17 protein-coding genes and 1 tRNA gene are annotated in these 18,953 nt (G+C 70.5%); 10 read left to right on the top strand and 8 right to left on the bottom strand.

Translation table 11 applies throughout. From position 1 onward, the window contains the following. Positions 1-19: 19 nt before the first annotated feature. The 5 genes from ilvC (at position 20) to serA (ending at position 4,943) form a co-directional block, all read left to right on the top strand. Entirely contained in the window at positions 20-1,045 is a 1,026-nt protein-coding gene (gene ilvC / locus ASG28_RS02790; protein ID WP_055971781.1) for a ketol-acid reductoisomerase, read from the top strand. Between the two features lie 101 nt (positions 1,046-1,146). After that, positions 1,147-2,286: a mannitol-1-phosphate 5-dehydrogenase gene (locus ASG28_RS02795; protein ID WP_055971784.1), complete on the top strand. Its 1,140-nt coding sequence runs from the start codon at positions 1,147-1,149 to the stop codon at positions 2,284-2,286. Beyond that, a complete protein-coding gene (locus ASG28_RS02800; protein WP_055971788.1) occupies positions 2,283-2,801 on the top strand; it encodes a hypothetical protein in 519 nt (172 codons plus the stop codon). Before ASG28_RS02795 ends, ASG28_RS02800 begins: the two co-directional genes overlap by 4 nt. Further along, complete coding sequence (locus ASG28_RS02805; RefSeq protein ID WP_054145647.1) at positions 2,798-3,193, top strand: hypothetical protein; 396 nt, start codon at positions 2,798-2,800, stop codon at positions 3,191-3,193. The genes ASG28_RS02800 and ASG28_RS02805 overlap by 4 nt, the downstream gene beginning before the upstream one ends. Before the next feature lie 160 nt (positions 3,194-3,353). Next, entirely contained in the window at positions 3,354-4,943 is a 1,590-nt protein-coding gene (gene serA, locus ASG28_RS02810) for a phosphoglycerate dehydrogenase (RefSeq protein ID WP_043593971.1), read from the top strand. Between the two features lie 88 nt (positions 4,944-5,031). Here the strand turns inward: serA and ASG28_RS02815 are convergent, their stop codons facing one another. Continuing rightward, the gene (locus ASG28_RS02815) at positions 5,032-5,667 is read right to left on the bottom strand and encodes an MBL fold metallo-hydrolase (RefSeq protein WP_055971791.1); all 636 of its coding nucleotides are present in this window, start codon (positions 5,665-5,667) and stop codon (positions 5,032-5,034) included. A gap of 102 nt (positions 5,668-5,769) precedes the next feature. On the opposite strand from ASG28_RS02815, the gene ASG28_RS02820 reads away from it, so the two are divergent. Next, positions 5,770-5,845, top strand: a tRNA-Glu gene (locus ASG28_RS02820). 130 nt (positions 5,846-5,975) lie between these two features. Here ASG28_RS02820 and ASG28_RS02825 read toward each other — a convergent pair. From ASG28_RS02825 to ASG28_RS02855, 7 genes are all read right to left on the bottom strand, one after another. Then, positions 5,976-6,959 (bottom strand): carbohydrate ABC transporter permease, encoded by a 984-nt coding sequence (locus tag ASG28_RS02825; RefSeq protein WP_054145644.1) that lies wholly within the window; start codon positions 6,957-6,959, stop codon positions 5,976-5,978. Then, a complete protein-coding gene (locus tag ASG28_RS02830) occupies positions 6,956-8,095 on the bottom strand; it encodes a carbohydrate ABC transporter permease (protein WP_054145643.1) in 1,140 nt (379 codons plus the stop codon). The genes ASG28_RS02825 and ASG28_RS02830 overlap by 4 nt, the downstream gene beginning before the upstream one ends. Positions 8,096-8,223: 128 nt before the next feature. Continuing rightward, positions 8,224-9,582, bottom strand: coding sequence for an ABC transporter substrate-binding protein (locus ASG28_RS02835; RefSeq protein WP_055971795.1), 1,359 nt, complete (start codon positions 9,580-9,582; stop codon positions 8,224-8,226). Between the two features lie 129 nt (positions 9,583-9,711). After that, complete coding sequence (locus tag ASG28_RS02840) at positions 9,712-10,743, bottom strand: LacI family DNA-binding transcriptional regulator (RefSeq protein WP_055971798.1); 1,032 nt, start codon at positions 10,741-10,743, stop codon at positions 9,712-9,714. Positions 10,744-10,830: 87 nt separating this feature from the next. Continuing rightward, positions 10,831-11,475, bottom strand: a complete 645-nt coding sequence (locus tag ASG28_RS02845; RefSeq protein ID WP_055971801.1) for an alpha-ketoglutarate-dependent dioxygenase AlkB — start codon at positions 11,473-11,475, stop codon at positions 10,831-10,833. 55 nt (positions 11,476-11,530) lie between these two features. Further along, positions 11,531-12,976, bottom strand: coding sequence for a PQQ-binding-like beta-propeller repeat protein (locus ASG28_RS16330; protein ID WP_055971804.1), 1,446 nt, complete (start codon positions 12,974-12,976; stop codon positions 11,531-11,533). Beyond that, a complete protein-coding gene (locus tag ASG28_RS02855; protein ID WP_055971806.1) occupies positions 12,973-14,472 on the bottom strand; it encodes an outer membrane protein assembly factor BamB family protein in 1,500 nt (499 codons plus the stop codon). The genes ASG28_RS16330 and ASG28_RS02855 overlap by 4 nt, the downstream gene beginning before the upstream one ends. Positions 14,473-14,690: 218 nt before the next feature. Between ASG28_RS02855 and leuC the strand changes: the two genes are divergently transcribed. Genes leuC through ASG28_RS02875 form a run of 4 tightly spaced genes read left to right on the top strand, consistent with a single transcriptional unit; the run spans position 14,691 to position 18,941 of the window. Next, on the top strand, positions 14,691-16,187 hold the full coding sequence (gene leuC / locus ASG28_RS02860) for a 3-isopropylmalate dehydratase large subunit (protein ID WP_055971809.1): 1,497 nt from the start codon (positions 14,691-14,693) through the stop codon (positions 16,185-16,187). Then, entirely contained in the window at positions 16,187-16,783 is a 597-nt protein-coding gene (leuD, locus tag ASG28_RS02865; protein ID WP_055971812.1) for a 3-isopropylmalate dehydratase small subunit, read from the top strand. The genes leuC and leuD overlap by 1 nt, the downstream gene beginning before the upstream one ends. Continuing rightward, positions 16,784-18,151, top strand: coding sequence for a UDP-N-acetylglucosamine 1-carboxyvinyltransferase (gene murA / locus ASG28_RS02870; RefSeq protein ID WP_055971815.1), 1,368 nt, complete (start codon positions 16,784-16,786; stop codon positions 18,149-18,151). 7 nt (positions 18,152-18,158) lie between these two features. Continuing rightward, positions 18,159-18,941 (top strand): lysophospholipid acyltransferase family protein, encoded by a 783-nt coding sequence (locus ASG28_RS02875; RefSeq protein WP_055971818.1) that lies wholly within the window; start codon positions 18,159-18,161, stop codon positions 18,939-18,941. Positions 18,942-18,953: the final 12 nt, after the last annotated feature.

Here is an 18,953-nt window from a genome sequence, read left to right on the forward strand (position 1 = left end):
CCCAAGGAGAACCCATACCGTGACTGAAATCGTCTACGACAACGACGCCGACCTGTCGATCATCCAGGGCAAGAAGGTCGCCGTCATCGGCTACGGCTCGCAGGGCCACGCCCACGCGCTGAACCTCCGCGACTCCGGCGTCGAGGTCGTCGTCGGACTGAAGGAGGGCTCGAAGAGCCGCGCCAAGGCCCAAGAAGCGGGCTTCACCGTGCAGACGCCCGCCGAGGCCTCGGCCTGGGGCGACGTCATCGTCATCCTCGCTCCCGACCAGGTGCAGCGTCACGTGTACGCCGACGACATCGCCCCCAACCTCGCCGACGGCAAGGCCCTCGTCTTCGGACACGGCTTCAACATCCGCTTCGGCTACATCGAGGCGCCCGAGGGCGTCGACGTGGTGCTCGTCGCCCCCAAGGGCCCCGGCCACACCGTCCGTCGCGAGTTCGAGGCCGGCCGCGGGGTGCCCGTCATCGTCGCCGTCGAGAAGGACGCCTCGGGTTCGGCCTGGGATCTCGCCTGGTCGTACTCGAAGGGCATCGGCGGACTGCGCGCCGGCGGCATCAAGACCACCTTCACCGAAGAGACCGAGACCGACCTCTTCGGCGAGCAGGCCGTGCTCTGCGGCGGCACCTCGCAGCTGATCCAGTACGGTTTCGAGACCCTGACCGAGGCCGGCTACCAGCCGCAGATCGCCTACTTCGAGGTGCTCCACGAGCTGAAGCTGATCGTCGACCTGATCTGGGAGGGCGGCCTGGCCAAGCAGCGCTGGAGCGTCTCCGACACGGCCGAATACGGCGACTACGTCTCGGGCCCCCGCGTCATCACCCCCGACGTCAAGGACAACATGAAGGCCGTCCTCGCCGACATCCAGTCGGGTGCCTTCGCGAAGCGCTTCATCGACGACCAGGACGCCGGCGCCCCCGAGTTCAAGGAGCTCCGCAAGAAGGGCGAGGAGCACCCGATCGAGGCCACCGGCCAAGAGCTGCGTGCCCTGTTCGCCTGGAAGCAGCAGGACTCCGACTACGTCGACGGCAGCGCTGCTCGCTGACCCGACGTCGTCACCGAACCACCCGAGAGGGCCCCGCACCACCCGGTGCGGGGCCCTCTCGCCGTCCGTCGGCCGGGTGACCTCGTGGCATGATCTAAGGCATGGCTCAGAGCAAGAAAGCAGTGCACTTCGGCGCCGGCAACATCGGCCGCGGCTTCGTCGCCCAGTTCCTCCACGCGAGCGGCTACGAGGTCGTCTTCGCCGATGTGAACGACGACCTGATCGGGGCGCTGCAGTCGCAGTCGTCGTTCGAGGTCCACGAGGTCGGCGAAGACAGCCGGACGACGGTCGTCGACGGCTACCGCGCGATCAACAGCCGCACCGACGAGGCGGCCCTCGTCGCCGAGATCGCGACCGCCGACGTCGTGACCACCGCGGTCGGCGCCCGCATCCTGCCGTTCGTCGCACCGGTCATCGCCAAGGGCCTGGCCCAGCGTTCCGCCGATCTGGCGCCGCTCTCCGTCATCGCGTGCGAGAACGCCATCAACGCGACCGACTCTCTCGCGGCCGCCGTGCGTGAGCACGACCCGGCCGAGAACGCCGTCTTCGCGAACTGCGCCATCGACCGCATCGTGCCCGAGCAGGCCGGCGGCACGCTCGACGTCACCATCGAGTCGTTCTTCGAGTGGGTCGTCGAGAGCACGCCGTTCGGCGAGCACCGCCCCGACATCGAGGGCGTCACGTGGGTCGCCGACCTCGAGCCCTTCATCGAGCGCAAGCTCTTCACGGTCAACACCGCGCACGCCGCGGCCGCCTACCACGGGTTCCGCAAGGGGCTCGCGAGCATCCGCGAGGCCCTCGACGACGCCGAGGTGATGGCCGAGGTCCGCGGCGTCCTCGCCGAGACCAAGGGTCTGCTCGTGGCCAAGCACGAGCTCGACGCCGACGAGCAGCAGGCCTACATCGAGAAGAACCTCGTCCGCATCGCCAATCCGCACCTCCCCGACACCACCGAACGCGTCGGCCGGAACCCGCTGCGCAAGCTCAGCCGCCACGAGCGGTTCGTCGGACCGGCGGCCCAGGCCGCCGAGCGCGGGCTGCCCTACGACGCCCTCGTGCGCGCCGTGCGTGCCGCCCTCGACTTCTCGGTGACCGACGACGTCGAGAGCGTCGAGCTGCAGTCGCTGCTGACCTCGGGCCTCGGGGCCGACGAGCTCACGCGCACGCTGACGGGCGTCCAGGACGACCACCCGTTGTTCCCCGCGTTGCTCGCGGCGGTCTCGTCCAAGCTCACCGCATGACGCCAGCCGAGCCGCAGGCGCCGGCCGGCGGCGACGCCGACGACGCCCTGACCTGGGGTGACGAGGCCGACAGCAGTCACGTCGAGGGGCCCACGCCCACGGGTCGTCGGCGGCGGGGCAGACGGTCCGACTCGACCGGCGACGAGCTCGGCGCCGACCTCGCCGACGAATCGGGCGACCCGGACGACGACGACGACGAGGACGACGTCGACGACGGTCCGGCCGTCATGAGCTCGGCGTCGCTGGTCGTGCACGGCGTGCTCGGCGGCGTGTTCCTCCTCTGGGCGGCGGGCTGGATCGTCGCCGTGGGCGACTTCACGAACCCGTTCACCGACGCGATCTCGTCGCTCATGTGGAACCTCGGCGAGCTGTTCGCCGTGGTGGCCCCGATCGCGTGGTTCGTGGCGGTCATCGTGCTCGTCCCCGTCGATCGCACCGGGCGCCGTCTCGCCTGGATGGCCCTCGGGGCGCTCCTCGTCGCCCCCTGGCCCCTCGTGATCGGAGGCTCCGCATGAGCGACCACGAGCACGACGCCGTCTCGGTGACGGCCGGTGACGCGAGCGAACCGGGCCGCGCCTCCTTCTTCTTCTACCTCGCGGTCGCGATCGTCTTCGCCGTCTTCTTCGCCTTCGACCTGTTCGAGGCGATCTCGAACCTCGTGCTCGTGCCGCAGGTCTTCACGCAGAACAACGACTTCTACCGCGAGAACGGCCTCGACGGCCTCGTGGTGTCGCCGCCCTGGGTGCCGCTGATCGTCGGGGTCGTCGTGCCGCCGCTGGCGTTCGTCGCCGCGATCGTGGTGGGCCGCCGTCGCGAACTGTGGAAGTTCACGCTGGCGCTGTTCGCGGCCCTGGGTCTCGTGGCGGCCGTGTCGCTGACCCTGACGGCGTACGTCACCACCGTCTGAGCGAGCCGAGGAGGCGCGGGTCGGGTCCTCGACGCCGTCCACCGGGGACGGCGTCATCCGGACGTAACGATCCGCGCGAGTCGATAGAGTCGTCAGCAGCCGCGCCCACGGCGCGTCGCGGCCCCTCACCGAACACCACCCAGAGAAGGACGTCCGCCCCGTGGCCAAGCCCGTCGTGTTGATCGCAGAAGAACTGTCACCCGCCACCGTCGACGCCCTCGGGCCCGACTTCGACGTGCGATCGGTGGACGGCACCGACCGCCCCGCGCTGCTGGCCGCCCTGGCCGACGCCGACGCCATCCTCGTGCGGTCCGCGACGCAGGTCGACGCCGAGGCCATCGCCGCCGCCCCGTCGCTCAAGGTCGTCGCGCGCGCCGGCGTCGGGCTCGACAACGTCGACATCAAGGCGGCCACCACGGCCGGCGTGATGGTCGTCAACGCCCCGACGTCGAACATCATCTCGGCCGCCGAGCTCACGGTCGGGCACATCCTCAGCCTCGCGCGGCACATCCCGGCGGCGCACTCCGCCCTGGCGCAGGGGCAGTGGAAGCGGTCGAAGTACACCGGCGTCGAGCTGTACGAGAAGACGGTCGGCATCGTCGGCCTGGGCCGCATCGGCGCCCTGATCACGGCGCGCCTGCAGGCCTTCGGTGTGAACGTCGTGGCCTACGACCCCTACGTCACGCCGGCCCGCGCGCAGCAGCTCGGGGTCACGCTGCTGTCGCTCGACGAACTGCTCGCCACGAGCGACTTCGTGACGATCCACATGCCCAAGACCCCCGAGACCACCGGCATGATCGGCCTCGAGCAGATGAAGGCCATGAAGAAGTCGGCGTTCGTCGTCAACGTCGCCCGCGGTGGCCTCATCGACGAGGACGGACTGTACGAGGCCCTCACGACCGGCGAGATCGCCGGCGCCGGGCTCGACGTGTTCGTGAAGGAGCCCCCGGTCGACCAGAAGCTGCTCGGTCTCGAGAACGTCGTGGTCACCCCGCACCTCGGTGCCTCGACGGACGAGGCGCAAGAGAAGGCCGGCGTCTCGGTCGCCCGATCGGTGCGGCTCGCACTCGGCGGCGAGCTCGTGCCCGATGCGGTCAACGTCGCCGGCGGCGTCATCGACCCCTACGTGCGTCCCGGCATCCCGCTGGTCGAGAAGATCGGCCAGGTGTTCTCGGGCCTCGCCGACAGCCCGTTGACGAGCGTCGACGTCGAGGTTCGAGGCGACCTGGTCGAGTACGACGTCAGCGTGCTGAAGCTGGCGGCCCTGAAGGGCATCTTCACGAACATCGTCAGCGAGTCGGTCAGCTACGTGAACGCACCGTTGCTGGCCGAGCAGCGCGGCATCACCGTGCGTCTGCTCACCGACCCGACCAGCGACGAGTACCGCAACGTCATCACCCTGCGCGGCTCGTTGAGCGACGGTTCGCAGATCTCGGTCTCGGGCACCCTCACCGGGACGAAGCAGGTCGAGAAGATCGTCGAGATCAACGGCTACGACGTCGAGGTCCCCATCGCGGCCCACCACCTCGTCATGGTCTACACCGACCGCCCCGGCATCGTCGCGGTCTACGGTCGCGAGTTCGGCGACGCCGGCATCAACATCGCGGGCATGCAGATCGCCCGCCAGAGCGCCGGCGGTCAGGCCCTCAGCGTCCTGACCATCGACAGCCCCGCGCCCGACGAACTCGTCGAGAAGGTGCGTGTCGCCATCGACGCGAAGACGCTGCGCGAGATCGACGTCACGCTCTAGTCGCGGCGCGCGACGACGAACCGCCCCTCCTCCGGTCAGACCGGAGAGGGGCGGTTCGTCGTCGGGGGAGTGCCCGTCATCGGTGGGCCTAGAGGTCGAGCGACTCGTGCGCCTCGAGCTTCACGGCGTCACCGCCGACCGACTGCGCGGAGGCCTTCATGCGGTCGAAGTGCATGGCGAGTCCGGGCGCGGAGAGGGTCTGCTCGTGGGTCGGGAAGGCCAGTCGGGGCTTGACCGCCGCGACGTAGTCGATCACCTCGGCCACCTTGAGCCACGGTGCTCCGACGGGGGTCGCGAGGACGTCCACCGGCACCGGCGGCACCGTGAACTGGTCGCCCGGGTAGAACAGCGAGCCGTCGACGAGGACGCCGACGTTGTCGATGACCGGGATGCTCTCGTGGATGACCGCGTGGCGCGAGCCGTGGAAACCGAGCGTGAACGGACCGACCTCGACGGTGTCGCCGTCGGCGACGACGTGCACGTCGAAGCCCTCGGCGGCCGTGGCCACGCCCGCCGGGCCGTAGACGGTCGCGTCGGGGTTCGTGGCGAGCAGGTGGGTCAGCTGGTCGGGGGTCCAGTGGTCGGCGTGCTCGTGGGTGACCACGACGGCGTCGACGTCGTGCAGGTCGATCAGGGGGGCCGTGAACGACCCGGGGTCGACGACGAGCTTGCGCCCGTCCTTCTCGAGGATCAGGCAGGCGTGTTCGAGCTTCGTGAGGCGCATGAGAGCGACTGTACGCGCGTCGGGTGGGTCGATCTCGACGCGCCGGTGGCTCGATTTGTGACGGACTCGCGGGGTGTGGCATACTCGACGAGTTGCAAATACGGCCCCATCGTATAGCGGCCTAGTACGTCGCCCTCTCACGGCGGTAACACGGGTTCGAATCCCGTTGGGGTCACCACCAGCACCGACAAGAAACCGCCAGGCTCTCGCCTGGCGGTTTTTTCGTTTCCGGCCACTGCACGAGACGACCCGACACGGCACGAGACCGCCGGGCTCTCGCCGGGCGGTCTCGTGTCCTGCGTGACGGGTCAGCCCTTCGTGGCTCCTGCCAGCAGGCCGCGCACGAAGAATCGCTGCAGGGCGAAGAACACGATCAGCGGCACGATGATCGAGATGAACGCCCCGGCCGTCAGCAGCTCCCACGACTGGCCGTACGACCCCGAGAGGTCTTGCAGGGCCTTCGTGATCGGCAGTCCCTGCCCGGACGTGAAGACGGTGGCCACGAGCAGGTCGTTCCAGACCCACAGGAACTGGAAGATGCCGAACGAGGCGATCGCGGGCATCGACAGCGGCAGCACGATGCGGAAGAACACCTGCCCGTGACCGGCGCCGTCCATGCGGGCGGCCTCGATCACCTCGGCCGGGATCTCCGAGATGAAGTTGTGCAGCATGAAGATCGCCAGCGGCAGGGCGAAGATCGTGTGCGCGATCCAGACCTTCGCGAACGACCCGTCGAGGCCGTTCACGCCGAGCCCCGGCAAGATGTACAGGCCGCCGATGCGCAGGCCGTCCGAGAACAGGCGGAGCAACGGCACGAGTGCCATCTGGATCGGGACGATCTGCAGGGCGAACACCAGCACGAACATCGTGTTGCGTCCCTTGAAGTCGATCCAGGCGAACGCGTACGCCGCCAGACTCGCGATCGTGATCGGGATCAGCGCCGCGGGCAGCGTGATCACCAGCGAGTTCAGGAACGCCTTGCCGAGCGTGAGGCTGTCGCCCGAGTTCAGGGCGTTCACGTAGTTGTCGAGCGTGAACCCCGGGTTGGCGAAGACGGTCCACCAGCCGGTGGTCTTGATGTCGTTCGCGGGGCGGAACGACGAGATGAACAGGCCGGCCGTGGGCAGGGTCCAGATGACGGCGATGATCAGCGCGGCGATGGTCGCGCCGCGGCTCGTCGAGCCCTTCTTCAGCTTGCCGCTCGAGTTCTCGATCTTCGCGACGCCGCGCTTCAGCTGGCTCTCGGTGCGCGGGGTGACGGCGACCCCGACCGGGGTGGGCGTGGCGGTCATCGGATCTCCCTCTGTTTCTGGATCTGACGGGCGTTGTAGATCACGATCGGCAGCACCAGCACGAACAGGATGACGGCGAGCGCCGAGCTGTAGCCGGTGCGGCTGCCGAGCTGGAACTGACGCACCATCTCGAACGCGAGGATGGTCGTGTCGTTGCGACCGCCGGTCATGGCCGAGACGATGTCGTAGACCTTGAGCGACGCGATCGAGATCGTCGTCAGCACGACGATGATGGTCGTCCGGATGCCCGGCACCGTGATGTGACGGAACGCCTGGAACCCGTTGGTGCCGTCGAGCGAGGCCGCCTCGAGCTGCTCGGCGGGCACGCCCTTGATGGCGGCCGACAGCACCGTCATCGCGAAGCCGGCCTGCGTCCAGATGAGCACGATGACGAGCAGCAAGGTGTTCCACGGCTCGAGACCGAGCCAGTCGACCGGCTGGCCGCCGAAGGCGACGAGGATGCCGTTGAGCAGACCGATCTGCTCGCCCTGGCGGATGTCGTAGAAGAACTTGAAGATGATCGAGGCGCCGACGAACGAGATGGCCATCGGCATGAAGACGAGCAGCTTGAGGAACTTCTCGCCGCGGCTCTTGTCGATGAACACGGCGTAGGCGAGGCCGATGGCCGTCGCGGTGATCGGGGCGAGCAGCACCCAGATCAGCGTGTTGCCGAAGGCCGTGAGGCCGTCGGGGCTCGTGAAGACCCAGACGAAGTTGTCGAGGCCGGCGAAGCCGGAGCCGTCGTTCTTCATGAAGGCCTGGCCGGCGGTCGTGATCGTCGGGTAGATGAGCCCGATGATCAAGAAGAAGACCGCGGGTGCCATGAAGGCGATCAATTGCAGCGAGTACCCGGCACCGCGCTTCGAGCGGTAGTCGAGCAGGAACAGGCCGCCGCCCAGGACGGCCGCGATGGCGGCGACCCAGATGACCGAGTTGTAGAGGCCGAACGCCAGCAGCACGACGACCGGGACGACCACGCAGACGGCCAGTCGGATGATCGTGTACTGCGGGCCTCGGCGGGGGGCGAACTCGACGAAGACGAGCACCACGGCCACGAGGGCGGTGAAGGCGACGAGGATCAAGGGGATCTGCGCCAGGGGCGGGATTCCCGCCAGCCACTGGAAGAAACTGGACATCTCTGTCCTTTCACGTTCGGGTCCGAGCAGGACGGCGCCCGTCGCTGTCGCCCGGGGCGGCGAGCGGGGCGGCGAGCGGGCGCGGGGTCAGGGGCCACCGACGTGCGGTGGCCCCTGCGGCGCGGGTGTTACGAGGTGTAGCCGGCCTGGATCTCGTCGAGCACCGTGTCGGTGTCGGTGCCGTCGATCCAGTCGACCATGCCCTTCCAGAAGCTGTCGGAGCCGACCGACTTGGGCATCAGGTCGGAACCGTCGAAGCGGAAGGTGGTGTCGGTGCCCTGGAGGATCTCGACGGCGCCCTTGAGCAGGTCGCTGCCGGCGTTCTCGGGGTCGAGGCCCTTGTTCGCGGAGATGACGCCACCGAGGGAGACGCGGCTGTTGGCCCAGTCGGCGCTGGCGAGGTACGCCTGCACCTTGGCGGTGTCGTCGTCGTTCGAGAACGCGGCGACGAACTCACCACCACCGGTGACGGCTGCCGGGTCGTCCTCCTTCATCGGCGGGGTGAGGAAGGCCCAGACGTCGCCGTCCTCGGCGACCGTGGCCGGCTGACCGGACGCGTTGTTCGCGGCCGTCAGGAAGCCCTCGAAGAACGAGGCCTGGTGGGTCAGGGCGCAGCTGCCGTTCGCCACGTTCGTCGCGACGTCGCCGAAGGCGGTCGAGTTGATCGACTTGACGTCGCCGTAACCGGCGTTCACGAGGCTCGGGTCGAGCAGGATGTCGCCCACCGAGTCGAAGGCGGCCTTGATCTCGGGGTCGGTGAACTTCGTGTCACCCGCGACCCACGAGTCGTAGGCGTCGGGACCGGCCTCGCGCAGGACGAGGTCCTCGACCCAGTCCGTGCCGGGCCAGCCCGAGGCCTCGCCCGAGTTGAAGCCGGCGCACCAGGAGGGGCCGCCGGTCTTCTCCTGGATGGTCTTCGACAGGGCGATGAGCTCGTCGTAGGTCTTGGGGACCTCGACGCCCCACTCCTCGAACTTGGCGGGGGAGTACCAGACGTAGCCCTTGACGCTGGCCATCAGGGGGGCGCCGTACTGCTTGCCGTCGACCTGGCCGTACTTCTGCCAGTCCTCGGACCAGCCCTCCTTGACGTTGGCCAGAGCGTCTTCGGGCAGTTCTTGCACCTTGCCGGACGCGACCGTGTCGGCCAGCAGGCCGGGCTGGGGGAAGATCGCCAGGTCGGGGGTGTCGCCACCCTGGACCTTGATGCCGATCTGCTTCTCGAACTCTTTGTCGCCCGTGTACTTGATCTCGATGTCGTTCGCTTTTTCCCAGTCGGCCCAGGACTGCTCGAGGAGCGTGGCCTCGTCGCCGTTGATGGTGCCGTAGACGTTCACGACGCCGTCGGCGGTTCCGACGTCGCCGGCACCCGCGCCTCCGGCGTTCGGGTCGTTGGGGTCGGCCGTGCCGGAGCATCCGGCCAACAGGAAGCTCGACGCCGCCAGGATGGCCAGGGGGCCCGTGAAGCGGCGGTGCAGGGATGCTCGCATTGGTGTCTCCTCATTGAGTCGCAAGAACGGACGGCCCGTGCTGTCGGGGTGATCGTCCGCCGCACGTCGTCGTCGACGCGCGTCGACGATGAGTGTCACATACTCGCAGGAGGCGCGCAACCGGGTCTGCTACGTCGTCCGGTCGAGGGGCGCGGCCGCCGAGGTGCCCCGCACCACGAGACGTGGGGCCACGAGGACGTGGGGGGCGTCGTGGCGTCGACCCTCGATGAGATCGACGAGGTCGTCGACCGCGGCGGCCGCGATGTCGGCGCCGGGCGGGTTGACGGTGGTGAGCGGCGGTGAGGTCATCTCGGCGGCCAGGTCGCCGATGCTCAGCGCGACCACCGTGAGGTCGTCCGGGATCGACCGGCCGGCCGCCGCCGCGGCCTGCACGAAGCCGGCGAGCGCCATCTCGTTGAAGGCGAGCACCGCCGTCGGCCGGGCCGCCGAGCCGACGAAGGCGTCGAAGGCCCGGCGGCCACCCGGGACGGAGTCGTCGGCCGCATGCGTCTCGAGCGTCAGACCCCTCTCGCCGGCGGGGCGGACCAGCGCCCTCGTCGTCCGGTCGAGCGGACCGGACCCGCGCTCGGGGGCCCGGATGCTCTGTCCGAGGAAGAACACACGCCGGTGACCGAGGTCGGCGAGGTGGTCGACCGCCTGACGAGCCAGCGAGTCGTAGTCGGCGTCGACGAACCAGAGCCCGTCGACGTCGTCGGGGCGCCCGATGTTCGTGAACGGCAGGCGGGACCGCGAGAGCACGGCGACGCGGTCGTCGCGCGCCGTGAGCTCCATCAGGATCACCCCGTCGACCAGGCCCTCGCTCACGAGGCTGCCGAGTCCCTCGACGTCGTCGATGGGGTTCGACCACAGCAGCAGGTGGTAACCCCGGCGTCTCGCCCGGTCGGTGGCCGCCGCCACGTACTCGAACTCGGACGACGTGACTCCGCGGCGCCCGTACGGGTAGTGCAGGGCGAGGATGCCGCCCCGCGCACCGGCGAGACCTCGGGCGAACGCGTTGGGCGTGTAGTTCAACTCGGCCATCGCGGCTTCGACGCGGCGGCGCGTGGCGGCCGAGATGGTCCGTCGCCCGCTGATGGCGTACGACACGGTGCTCGACGAGACGCCTGCCAGACGCGCCACGTCGTCACGGGTTGCCGGCATTCTCGTCCACCTCGTCGTCGATCGTGTGCACAGCATACGAGCGACCGCCCCGCGGTCCGCGCGGCGGAGGGGCGCGTCAGGGGTGGGTCAGGTGGGCCACACCGGTCGGAACTGCACGCTGATGCGGGGACCGACGGCCTTCTTGGTCTTCGCGACGGCGTGTTCGTGGGTCCGTTGGCAGCTGCCGCCCATGACGAGCAGGTCGCCGTGGCCGAGCGGGAACCGCCGGGTCGTGCCGGTCGACCGGGACCGGACCGCGAGCGTGCGCGGCGCCCCGAGCGAGAGGATGCCCACCATCGTGTCGCGGTCGATCGTGCGCCCGACGCTGTCGCCGTGCCAGGCGATGCTGTCGTCGCCCGTCCGGTAGAAGCACAGCCCCGCCCGGTCGAAGCGCTGCTCGACGGGGGCCCCGCGCTCGTGCGCGTAGTAGTCGTTGAGGTCGTCCCGTGCCCGGGCCAGCACGGGGTCGGGCAGTCGGTCGCCCGCGCCGTAGGACGAGACCAGCCGCGGCACCTCGACCACCCGGTCGTACATCTGTCGCCGGTCGGCCCGCCACGGCACGTCGGTCACGAGACGTTCGAAGAGGGCGTCGGAACTCGACGCCCAGCCCGGGACGACGTCGAGCCAGGCGCCCTCGCCCAGGTCGAGGTGGTCGACGCGCCCGACGAGCGGCGCGAGGTCGGGACCGTCGGACAGGCCGTCGAGCAGCGAGGCGGTGAAGGGGATGCTCATGCCGACACCTTACGTCAGATTCGAACACCTGTTCGAGTGGCGGCTGGTGGTGGCGTCACCCACCGCCCGAGCCCGTCGGGACCGCGAGGCGCTCGGGCGAGACGAGCTCGCGCGCGATCCCGTCGACGTCCACGTCGACCAGCCGCCCCGCCCACGCGTAGACCTGGAGCTGCGCGGCGTGCTGCCAGAGGGTTCGCCCACTCGAGAGGTCGAACGCCACGAGGGTCGATCGCCCGCCCGAGCTGCCGTACGCCAGGGCGTAGCCGACCGTGCGGCCCGCCGCGGCGAGGACGGCTCCGTCGGGCAGCGACACCCGGGCACCGGCCGAGCCGGTGGACCCGTCGAGCGCGCGGACCACGACCGGGCCGGGGCCCGCGGCGGTCGACGTCGCGAACACGCGGTCGTCGGTCTGGCCGGGCAGGCCCTCGAGGGCGGACGAGCTCGACGCCGGGTCGGTCCACCGCACGTCGCCCGTCGCGAGGTCGAGGCACGTCACCGTCCGCGAGCGCACGTCGGTGACGGCGAGGCACGACCGCGTCACCGAGTAGCCGCCCCGGACGTCCCGGTCCGAGCTCCAGAGGCGCTCGCCGTCGGCGGTCAACGCGACGAAGCCCGCGTCCCCGCGTCCCGTGGCCGCGCCTCCTCGGGGGGCGTACACGACGTCGTCGTGCACGACGTAGCCGATCAGCCGGTCGAGTCGGGCGCCCCAGGGGCGTTCGACGCCGGTGGCGAGGTCGACCTGGACCGAGCCGGCCGCCCGGGCCACGACGAGCCGGTCGCTCAGGGCGAGGGCGACGCCCGTGGTCGAGGCGGGCCCGCTCCACACCACCCGGTCGAGGTCGCGGGCGTCGCGCAGGTCGTAGCGGTAGACGCCTCCGACGCCCTGCTGCCGTCCGGTGACCACCACGGCTCCGACGGTCTGGAACTGGTCGCCGTCGCCGGCCGAGCCGGTCTCGACCACCTCGACGGGACGCCCGGTCTCGAGGGACAGCGTCGCCAGCACCTGCTCGCCGTCCACCGCCGCCCGGACGAGCACGAGCCCCGCCTCGGGCACCGCCGTCACGGACGACACGAGGGCCGGGCCGGTCAGGCCGAGCCCGTCGAGGTCGCCGGCGACGTCGTGCAGCCAGCGGAAGGTGCCACGGTCGACGTCGAGCGCGCCGATGCGCGTGCCGACTCCCTGGGTCGGGGTGGCGCAGTCGCCGTCGTTGGCGAATCCGTAGGTCCAGGCCCCGGCGGCGCTCACGAGCGCGAGCCCCTGCTCGACGGGCGTGGCCCGGTAGCGGAGGCACTCGGCGGGGGCCTCGGGCGCGAGGGCGGTCCGCAGGTCGACCCGCCACCCGGTCGTGCCGGGTTCCTGCCGGAGGTCGTCGACCGCGACGCCCTGCCAGGGCGGGTCGGCCCCGTACTCGGGCTGCGTCGGCGCGACGAGCACCGTGGTCGCGAGCGCGGCCAGGGCCACGGCGGCGTAGGTCACGACGAGCCGGCGTCCCGGCCTCACGACGTCGCCCCGACGCGGGCTGTGTCGACGAGCCGCCGGGCAACCCCTTGCTCGTCGATCCGCACGAGATGACCACCCCAGAACGCCACGGTGCCCGACGTCGAGGTCGACCAGAGCGGCCGGCCGTCGTCCAGGTCGAGCGCCGCCACGTTCCGCCCCGACGAGCGACCGTCGTCCGTCTGCAGGTAGAGCACCGACCGGCCCGCCGCCGCGAGGTCGTCGAGCAGTCCGACGGACGAGCTGAAGCGGGTGTGCCCGTCGGCGCCGTCGAGGGCGAGCAGGCGTGACCCACCCGATCGCTGCACGACGACGAACACGTCGGCCGCGCGCTGACCCGGCACGGCCTCGACCGCGAACGGGGCGCCCAGGTCGGTCGTCCAGCGGACCGTGCCGTCTCGGGGGTCGAGGCACTCCGCGGCCGTGTCGCCGCCGGTGACGACGACCACGCAGGACGGCGTGACGGCCAGGCGGCGTCCACCGGTCGGTCGGCTCCAGACGGACTCGCCGTCCTCGTCGAGGGCCTCGACGGTGCCGTTCGCGCGGGTGCGCTCGATGCCGAAGGCGACGACGCGGCGCCCGTCGTCCGTCGTCACGGACGAGCCGACGGGCGGCACGGCGATCTCGTCCGGTGACGCCGCGAACGGTCGTTCCCGGCCCGTGGCGGCGTCGACGAACACGGTCTCGCCGCCCCGCGACACGAGGGCGCCGTCGTTCAGGAGCGCCGGCGAACTGCCCGAGTCGACCCCTCCCTCCCACACCGGGTCGGCGAGACGCGAGGCCTCCACCAGTTGGTAGCGGTCGCCCGACCCGGCGATGCCCGAGAACGTGCGCAGCTGCAGGGGGCCCCGCGAGTCGACGCTGACGCTGGGCAGGTCGCGCCGGCCGCGGGTCGACTCGACGAGCGAGCCGTCCCGCAGGTCGAGGGCGGCCAGCACGGTCGCCCCCGTGGTCTGGGTCTGCACCAGCACGCGACCGGCCGAGGGGACGACCTGCGTCGCGGGGATGCTCAGCGCGTCGGTGTCGGGGACGTCACGGGCCAGGTCGTGCACCCAGCGGACCGTGCCCGTGGCCGTCTCCACCAGTCCGATCAGGCTCGAGTCCGCCTCGGACGCGTACGAGCGGCAGGCCGGCGCGCCCAACGCGTCGCCGAAGTCCAGGTCGACCGAGGTGCCGACCGCGACGAGTCCGTCGACCGCCGGGGACGCCCAGAAGTTCAGGCACCGACGCGGGGCGTCCGGCGCGAGCGTGGCCGCCAGGTCGAGCGTCCAGCCGGTCGCGTCCGGCGACCGCCTGAGGTCGTCGACCGCGAGCCCCGTCCAGGGGCGGCCGTCGCCGTAGTGCGGCGCCACCGAGACCGCCCCGGCGGCCACGAGCGTGGACGCCACGACCAGGGCGCCCAGCACGCCGACGAGGCGACGACCCGGGGAGGCGCGGTGCCAGCGACCGGCGACCCGCGCCTCCCGGGGGTGGTCGCGTGCGCGCTCGGGGTGGCTCATGGTCGGCCTCCTCGTCGAGCGTGCCCGTCGTCCGCCCGACGGGTGTCGTCATGCTATTCGGAGCCCTCGTCCCGCGCGCTCGCCGCAGCCCCCGGGTGCGCCGGGAATGGCCGTCCCCGGGGCGCGGTTCACCCCGTGACCGTCGAGAGGCCCGCCGGAGACACTGGCGTAGACTCCACGGATCAACTCGACGTCGATACAGGAGAAGGGGCGTGCCCGTGGGTAGGACGCTGGCCGAGAAAGTGTGGGACGACCACGTCGTCGTCAAGGGCGAAGACGGCGCCCCCGACCTTCTCTACATCGACCTCCACCTCGTGCACGAGGTCACCAGCCCCCAGGCGTTCGACGGACTGCGTCAGGCCGACCGGCCGCTGCGCCGGACCGACCTGACGATCGCGACCGAAGACCACAACACGCCGACCCTGGCGATCGACAAGCCGATCGCCGACCTCACCAGTCGCACGCAGATCGAGACGCTCCGCCGCAACACGGCCGAGTTCGGCGTCCGCCTCCACCCGCTGGGCGACGCCGAGCAGGGCATCGTGCACGTGGTCGGCCCGCAGCTCGGCCTGACCATGCCGGGCATCACCGTCGTCTGCGGCGACTCGCACACCTCGACCCACGGGGCGTTCGGGGCCATGGCGTTCGGCATCGGCACGAGCGAGGTCGAGCACGTCATGGCGACGCAGACGCTGCCGCTCAAGCCGTTCAAGACCATGGCGGTCACCGTCGAGGGCACGCTCCGCCCCGGCGTCACCGCGAAGGACATCATCCTCGCCGTCATCGCCCAGATCGGCACCGGCGGCGGGCAGGGCTACGTGCTCGAGTACCGCGGCAGCGCGATCCGCGCCCTCTCGATGGAGGGGCGCATGACGATCTGCAACATGTCGATCGAGGCGGGTGCCCGGGCGGGCATGGTCGCGCCCGACCAGACCACGTACGACTACCTGCAGGGTCGGCCGCACGCTCCCACGGGGGCCGACTGGGACGAAGCCGTCGCCTACTGGGACACCCTGCCGACCGACGACGACGCCGTCTTCGACGCCGAGATCTTCCTCGACGCCGACACGCTCGAGCCGTTCGTCACGTGGGGCACCAACCCGGGCCAGGGCGTGTCGCTCAGCGACTCCGTGCCCGACCCCGAGTCGGTCGTCGACCCCAACGAGAAGGCCGCGGCGACGCGTGCGCTCGAGTACATGGCCCTCGAGGCCGGCACGCCCATGAAGGCCATCCCGGTCGACGCCGTGTTCATGGGGTCGTGCACCAACAGCCGCATCGAAGACCTCCGCGCGTTCGCGTCGATCATCCGCGGCCGCACCAAGGCCGAGGGCGTGCGCGTCATGGTCGTGCCGGGGTCGGCTCGCGTCCGCCTCGAGGCCGAGGCCGAGGGGCTCGACCAGGTCTTCACCGACTTCGGCGCCGAGTGGCGCTTCGCCGGGTGCTCGATGTGCCTGGGCATGAACCCCGACCAGCTCGCGCCGGGCGAGCGGTGCGCGTCGACCTCGAACCGCAACTTCGAGGGTCGCCAGGGCAAGGGCGGTCGCACGCACCTCGTGTCGCCCCTCGTCGCCGCGGCAACCGCGGTGCGCGGGACCCTGTCCTCGCCGTGGGACCTCCAGGCCGACGACGACCACGCCGCCGCGGCGGCCTCCGACGTCCGGGCGACCGACGAACCCGTCCTCGCCGACGGCACCGATCGAGCAAGGGCCCTCTGATGCAGAAGTTCACCACCGTCACCGGTGTCGCCGCCCCGCTGAAGCGTTCGAACGTCGACACCGATCAGATCATCCCGGCGCAGTTCCTCAAGCGGGTCACCAAGACCGGCTTCGAGGACGCCCTGTTCTTCGGGTGGCGCAACGACCCCGAGTTCGTTCTGAACCGGCCCGAGTTCCAGGGAGCGCGCGTCCTCGTCGCCGGCCCAGACTTCGGCACCGGTTCCAGTCGTGAGCACGCCGTGTGGGCGCTGCGCGACTTCGGCTTCGACGTCATCATCAGCTCGCGCTTCGGCGACATCTTCCGGGGCAACTCCGGCAAGCAGGGGCTGCTCGCCGCGGCCGTCGCCGAGGAGGACGTCGAGCGCATCTGGGACGAGATCGACCGCCGGCCGGGCGCCGAGATCACGGTCGACCTCGTGGCGCAGACCGCCACGATCGGCAGCCTCACCGTCGGATTCGAAGTCGATGCCTACACTAAGTGGCGACTCCTCGAAGGCCTCGACGACATCGGCCTGACCCTCCGCGACGAAGCGGCCATCACAGAATTCGAATCCCGCCGCGCCGCCTGGCGCCCGAAGACATTGCCGGTGAAGTAAGTGAACTCTCTCGTCCAAGACGCAGCAGCAGCAGGTGCCCGTGTGGGGCTGACCTCCGATGAGATCGTCATCCGGGGCGGCAAACCGCTGATCGGTCGCATCGAGGTGCGTGGTGCCAAGAACCTGGCCACGAAGGCCATGGTCGCGGCCCTCCTGGGCGACACCCCCAGCATCCTGAAGGACGTCCCGGACATCAGCGACGTCAACGTCGTCCGCGGTCTGCTGTCGGTGCACGGCGTGCGCATCACCGACCCGGCTCGCGGCGAGATGATCCTCGACCCCTCCAACGTCGAGTCCGCCCACTTCGCCGAGATCGACGCCCACGCCGGCTCGAGCCGCATCCCGATCCTCTTCTGCGGTCCGCTGCTGCACCGCCTGGGCGAGGCGTTCATCCCCGACCTCGGCGGCTGCCGCATCGGCGACCGGCCCATCGACTTCCACCTCGATGCCTTGCGTGCCTTCGGTGCCGTCGTCGACAAGTCGTACAACGGCATCCACCTCACCGCGCCCAACGGCCTCACCGGCGCCAACATCGAGCTGCCCTACCCGAGCGTCGGCGCCACCGAGCAGGTGCTGCTGACCGCGGTGCTCGCCAAGGGCGTCACCGAACTGCGCAACGCCGCGATCGAGCCCGAGATCATGGACCTCATCGCCATCCTGCAGAAGATGGGCGCCGTCGTCTCGGTCGAGCCGAACCGCGTCATCTTCATCGAGGGCGTCGAGAAGCTCCGCGGCTACACGCACCGGGCGATCAACGACCGCAACGAGGCCGCGAGCTGGGCCTCGGCCGCACTCGCGACCAAGGGCGACATCTTCGTCGAGGGCGCCGACCAGAAAGACCTGATGACGTTCCTCAACGTCTTCCGCAAGGTCGGCGGCGACTTCGACGTCCACGAGGACGGCATCCGCTTCTTCCACCCGGGTGGCGAGCTCAAGCCCGTCGTCGTCGAGACCGACGTCCACCCCGGCTTCATGACCGACTGGCAGCAGCCGCTCATCGTCGCCCTCACCCAGGCGCAGGGCACCTCGGTCGTCCACGAGACGGTCTACGAGAACCGCTTCCAGTTCACCGAGGCCCTCAACGACATGGGTGCCGACATCACGGTCCACAAAGACGGACTGCCCGACCACGACCGCCGTGTCGCGCGTCGCGAGTTCGAGCAGGCCGCGGTGATCAACGGCCCGACGGCCCTGCACGGTGCCGACATCCGCGTGCCCGACCTGCGTGGCGGGTTCAGCCACCTCATCGCGGCGCTGACCGCCGAGGGCGAGTCGAAGATCAGCAACGTCGGCATCATCAGCCGCGGCTACGAGCACTTCATCGCGAAGCTGCGCAAGCTCGGTGCCGACTTCGACTTCAAGGGCTGATCGACCGGTGTCGACAGCCGACCCCGACGCCCCCGTCGTCCCGGTCCCGGCGCGCAGGCGTCGCAAGGAGAAGGGCGCGTTCTTCCGCGTCCTCGCGACGCCCGCCGCACCGCTCTTCGACCTGATGGCCCGGATCGACATCGTCGACGGCGACAAGCTGCCGGCCGAGGGCGCCTTCGTCCTCACGCCGAACCACTACACGAACATCGACCCCGTGGTCGTCGGTCGTGTCATGTGGGCACTCGGGCGGGTGCCGCGCTTCCTCGCGAAGGCGTCGCTGTTCCGGGTGCCGGTGTTCGGCCGCATGATGCACGCCATGGGGCACATCCCCGTCGAGCGGGCGGGGCGCACCCACGACCACGACCCGCTGGCGGCCGGTCGCCTGCTCGTCGCCCGGGGCGGCGGCGTGATCGTCTACCCCGAGGGCACCCTCACCCGCGACCCCGACCTCTGGCCGATGAAGGGCAAGAGCGGCGCCGTCCGCCTCGCCCTCGCCGCCGGCGTCCCGCTCATCCCAATGGCGCACTGGGGCAGCCAGCACCTCATGGGCCGCTACTCGAGCCGCCTCCACGCCTTCCCGCGCAAGCGCATCACCGTCGTGATCGGCGATCCGGTCGACCTCTCGGCCTACCGCGATCGTCCGCTCGACCAGGCCTCCGTCACCGCCGCCACCGCCGTGGTGATGGACGCCGTGACCGAGCTCGTCGAACGGCTGCGAGCCGAGAAGGCCCCGGCCGAGCGGTGGAACCCCGCCAAGAACCACCAGAAGGAGACAGGCCGCTTTGAGTAGCTCCGAGTCACG

Source organism: Frigoribacterium sp. Leaf415, assembly GCF_001424645.1.
GTDB lineage: Bacteria > Actinomycetota > Actinomycetes > Actinomycetales > Microbacteriaceae > Frigoribacterium.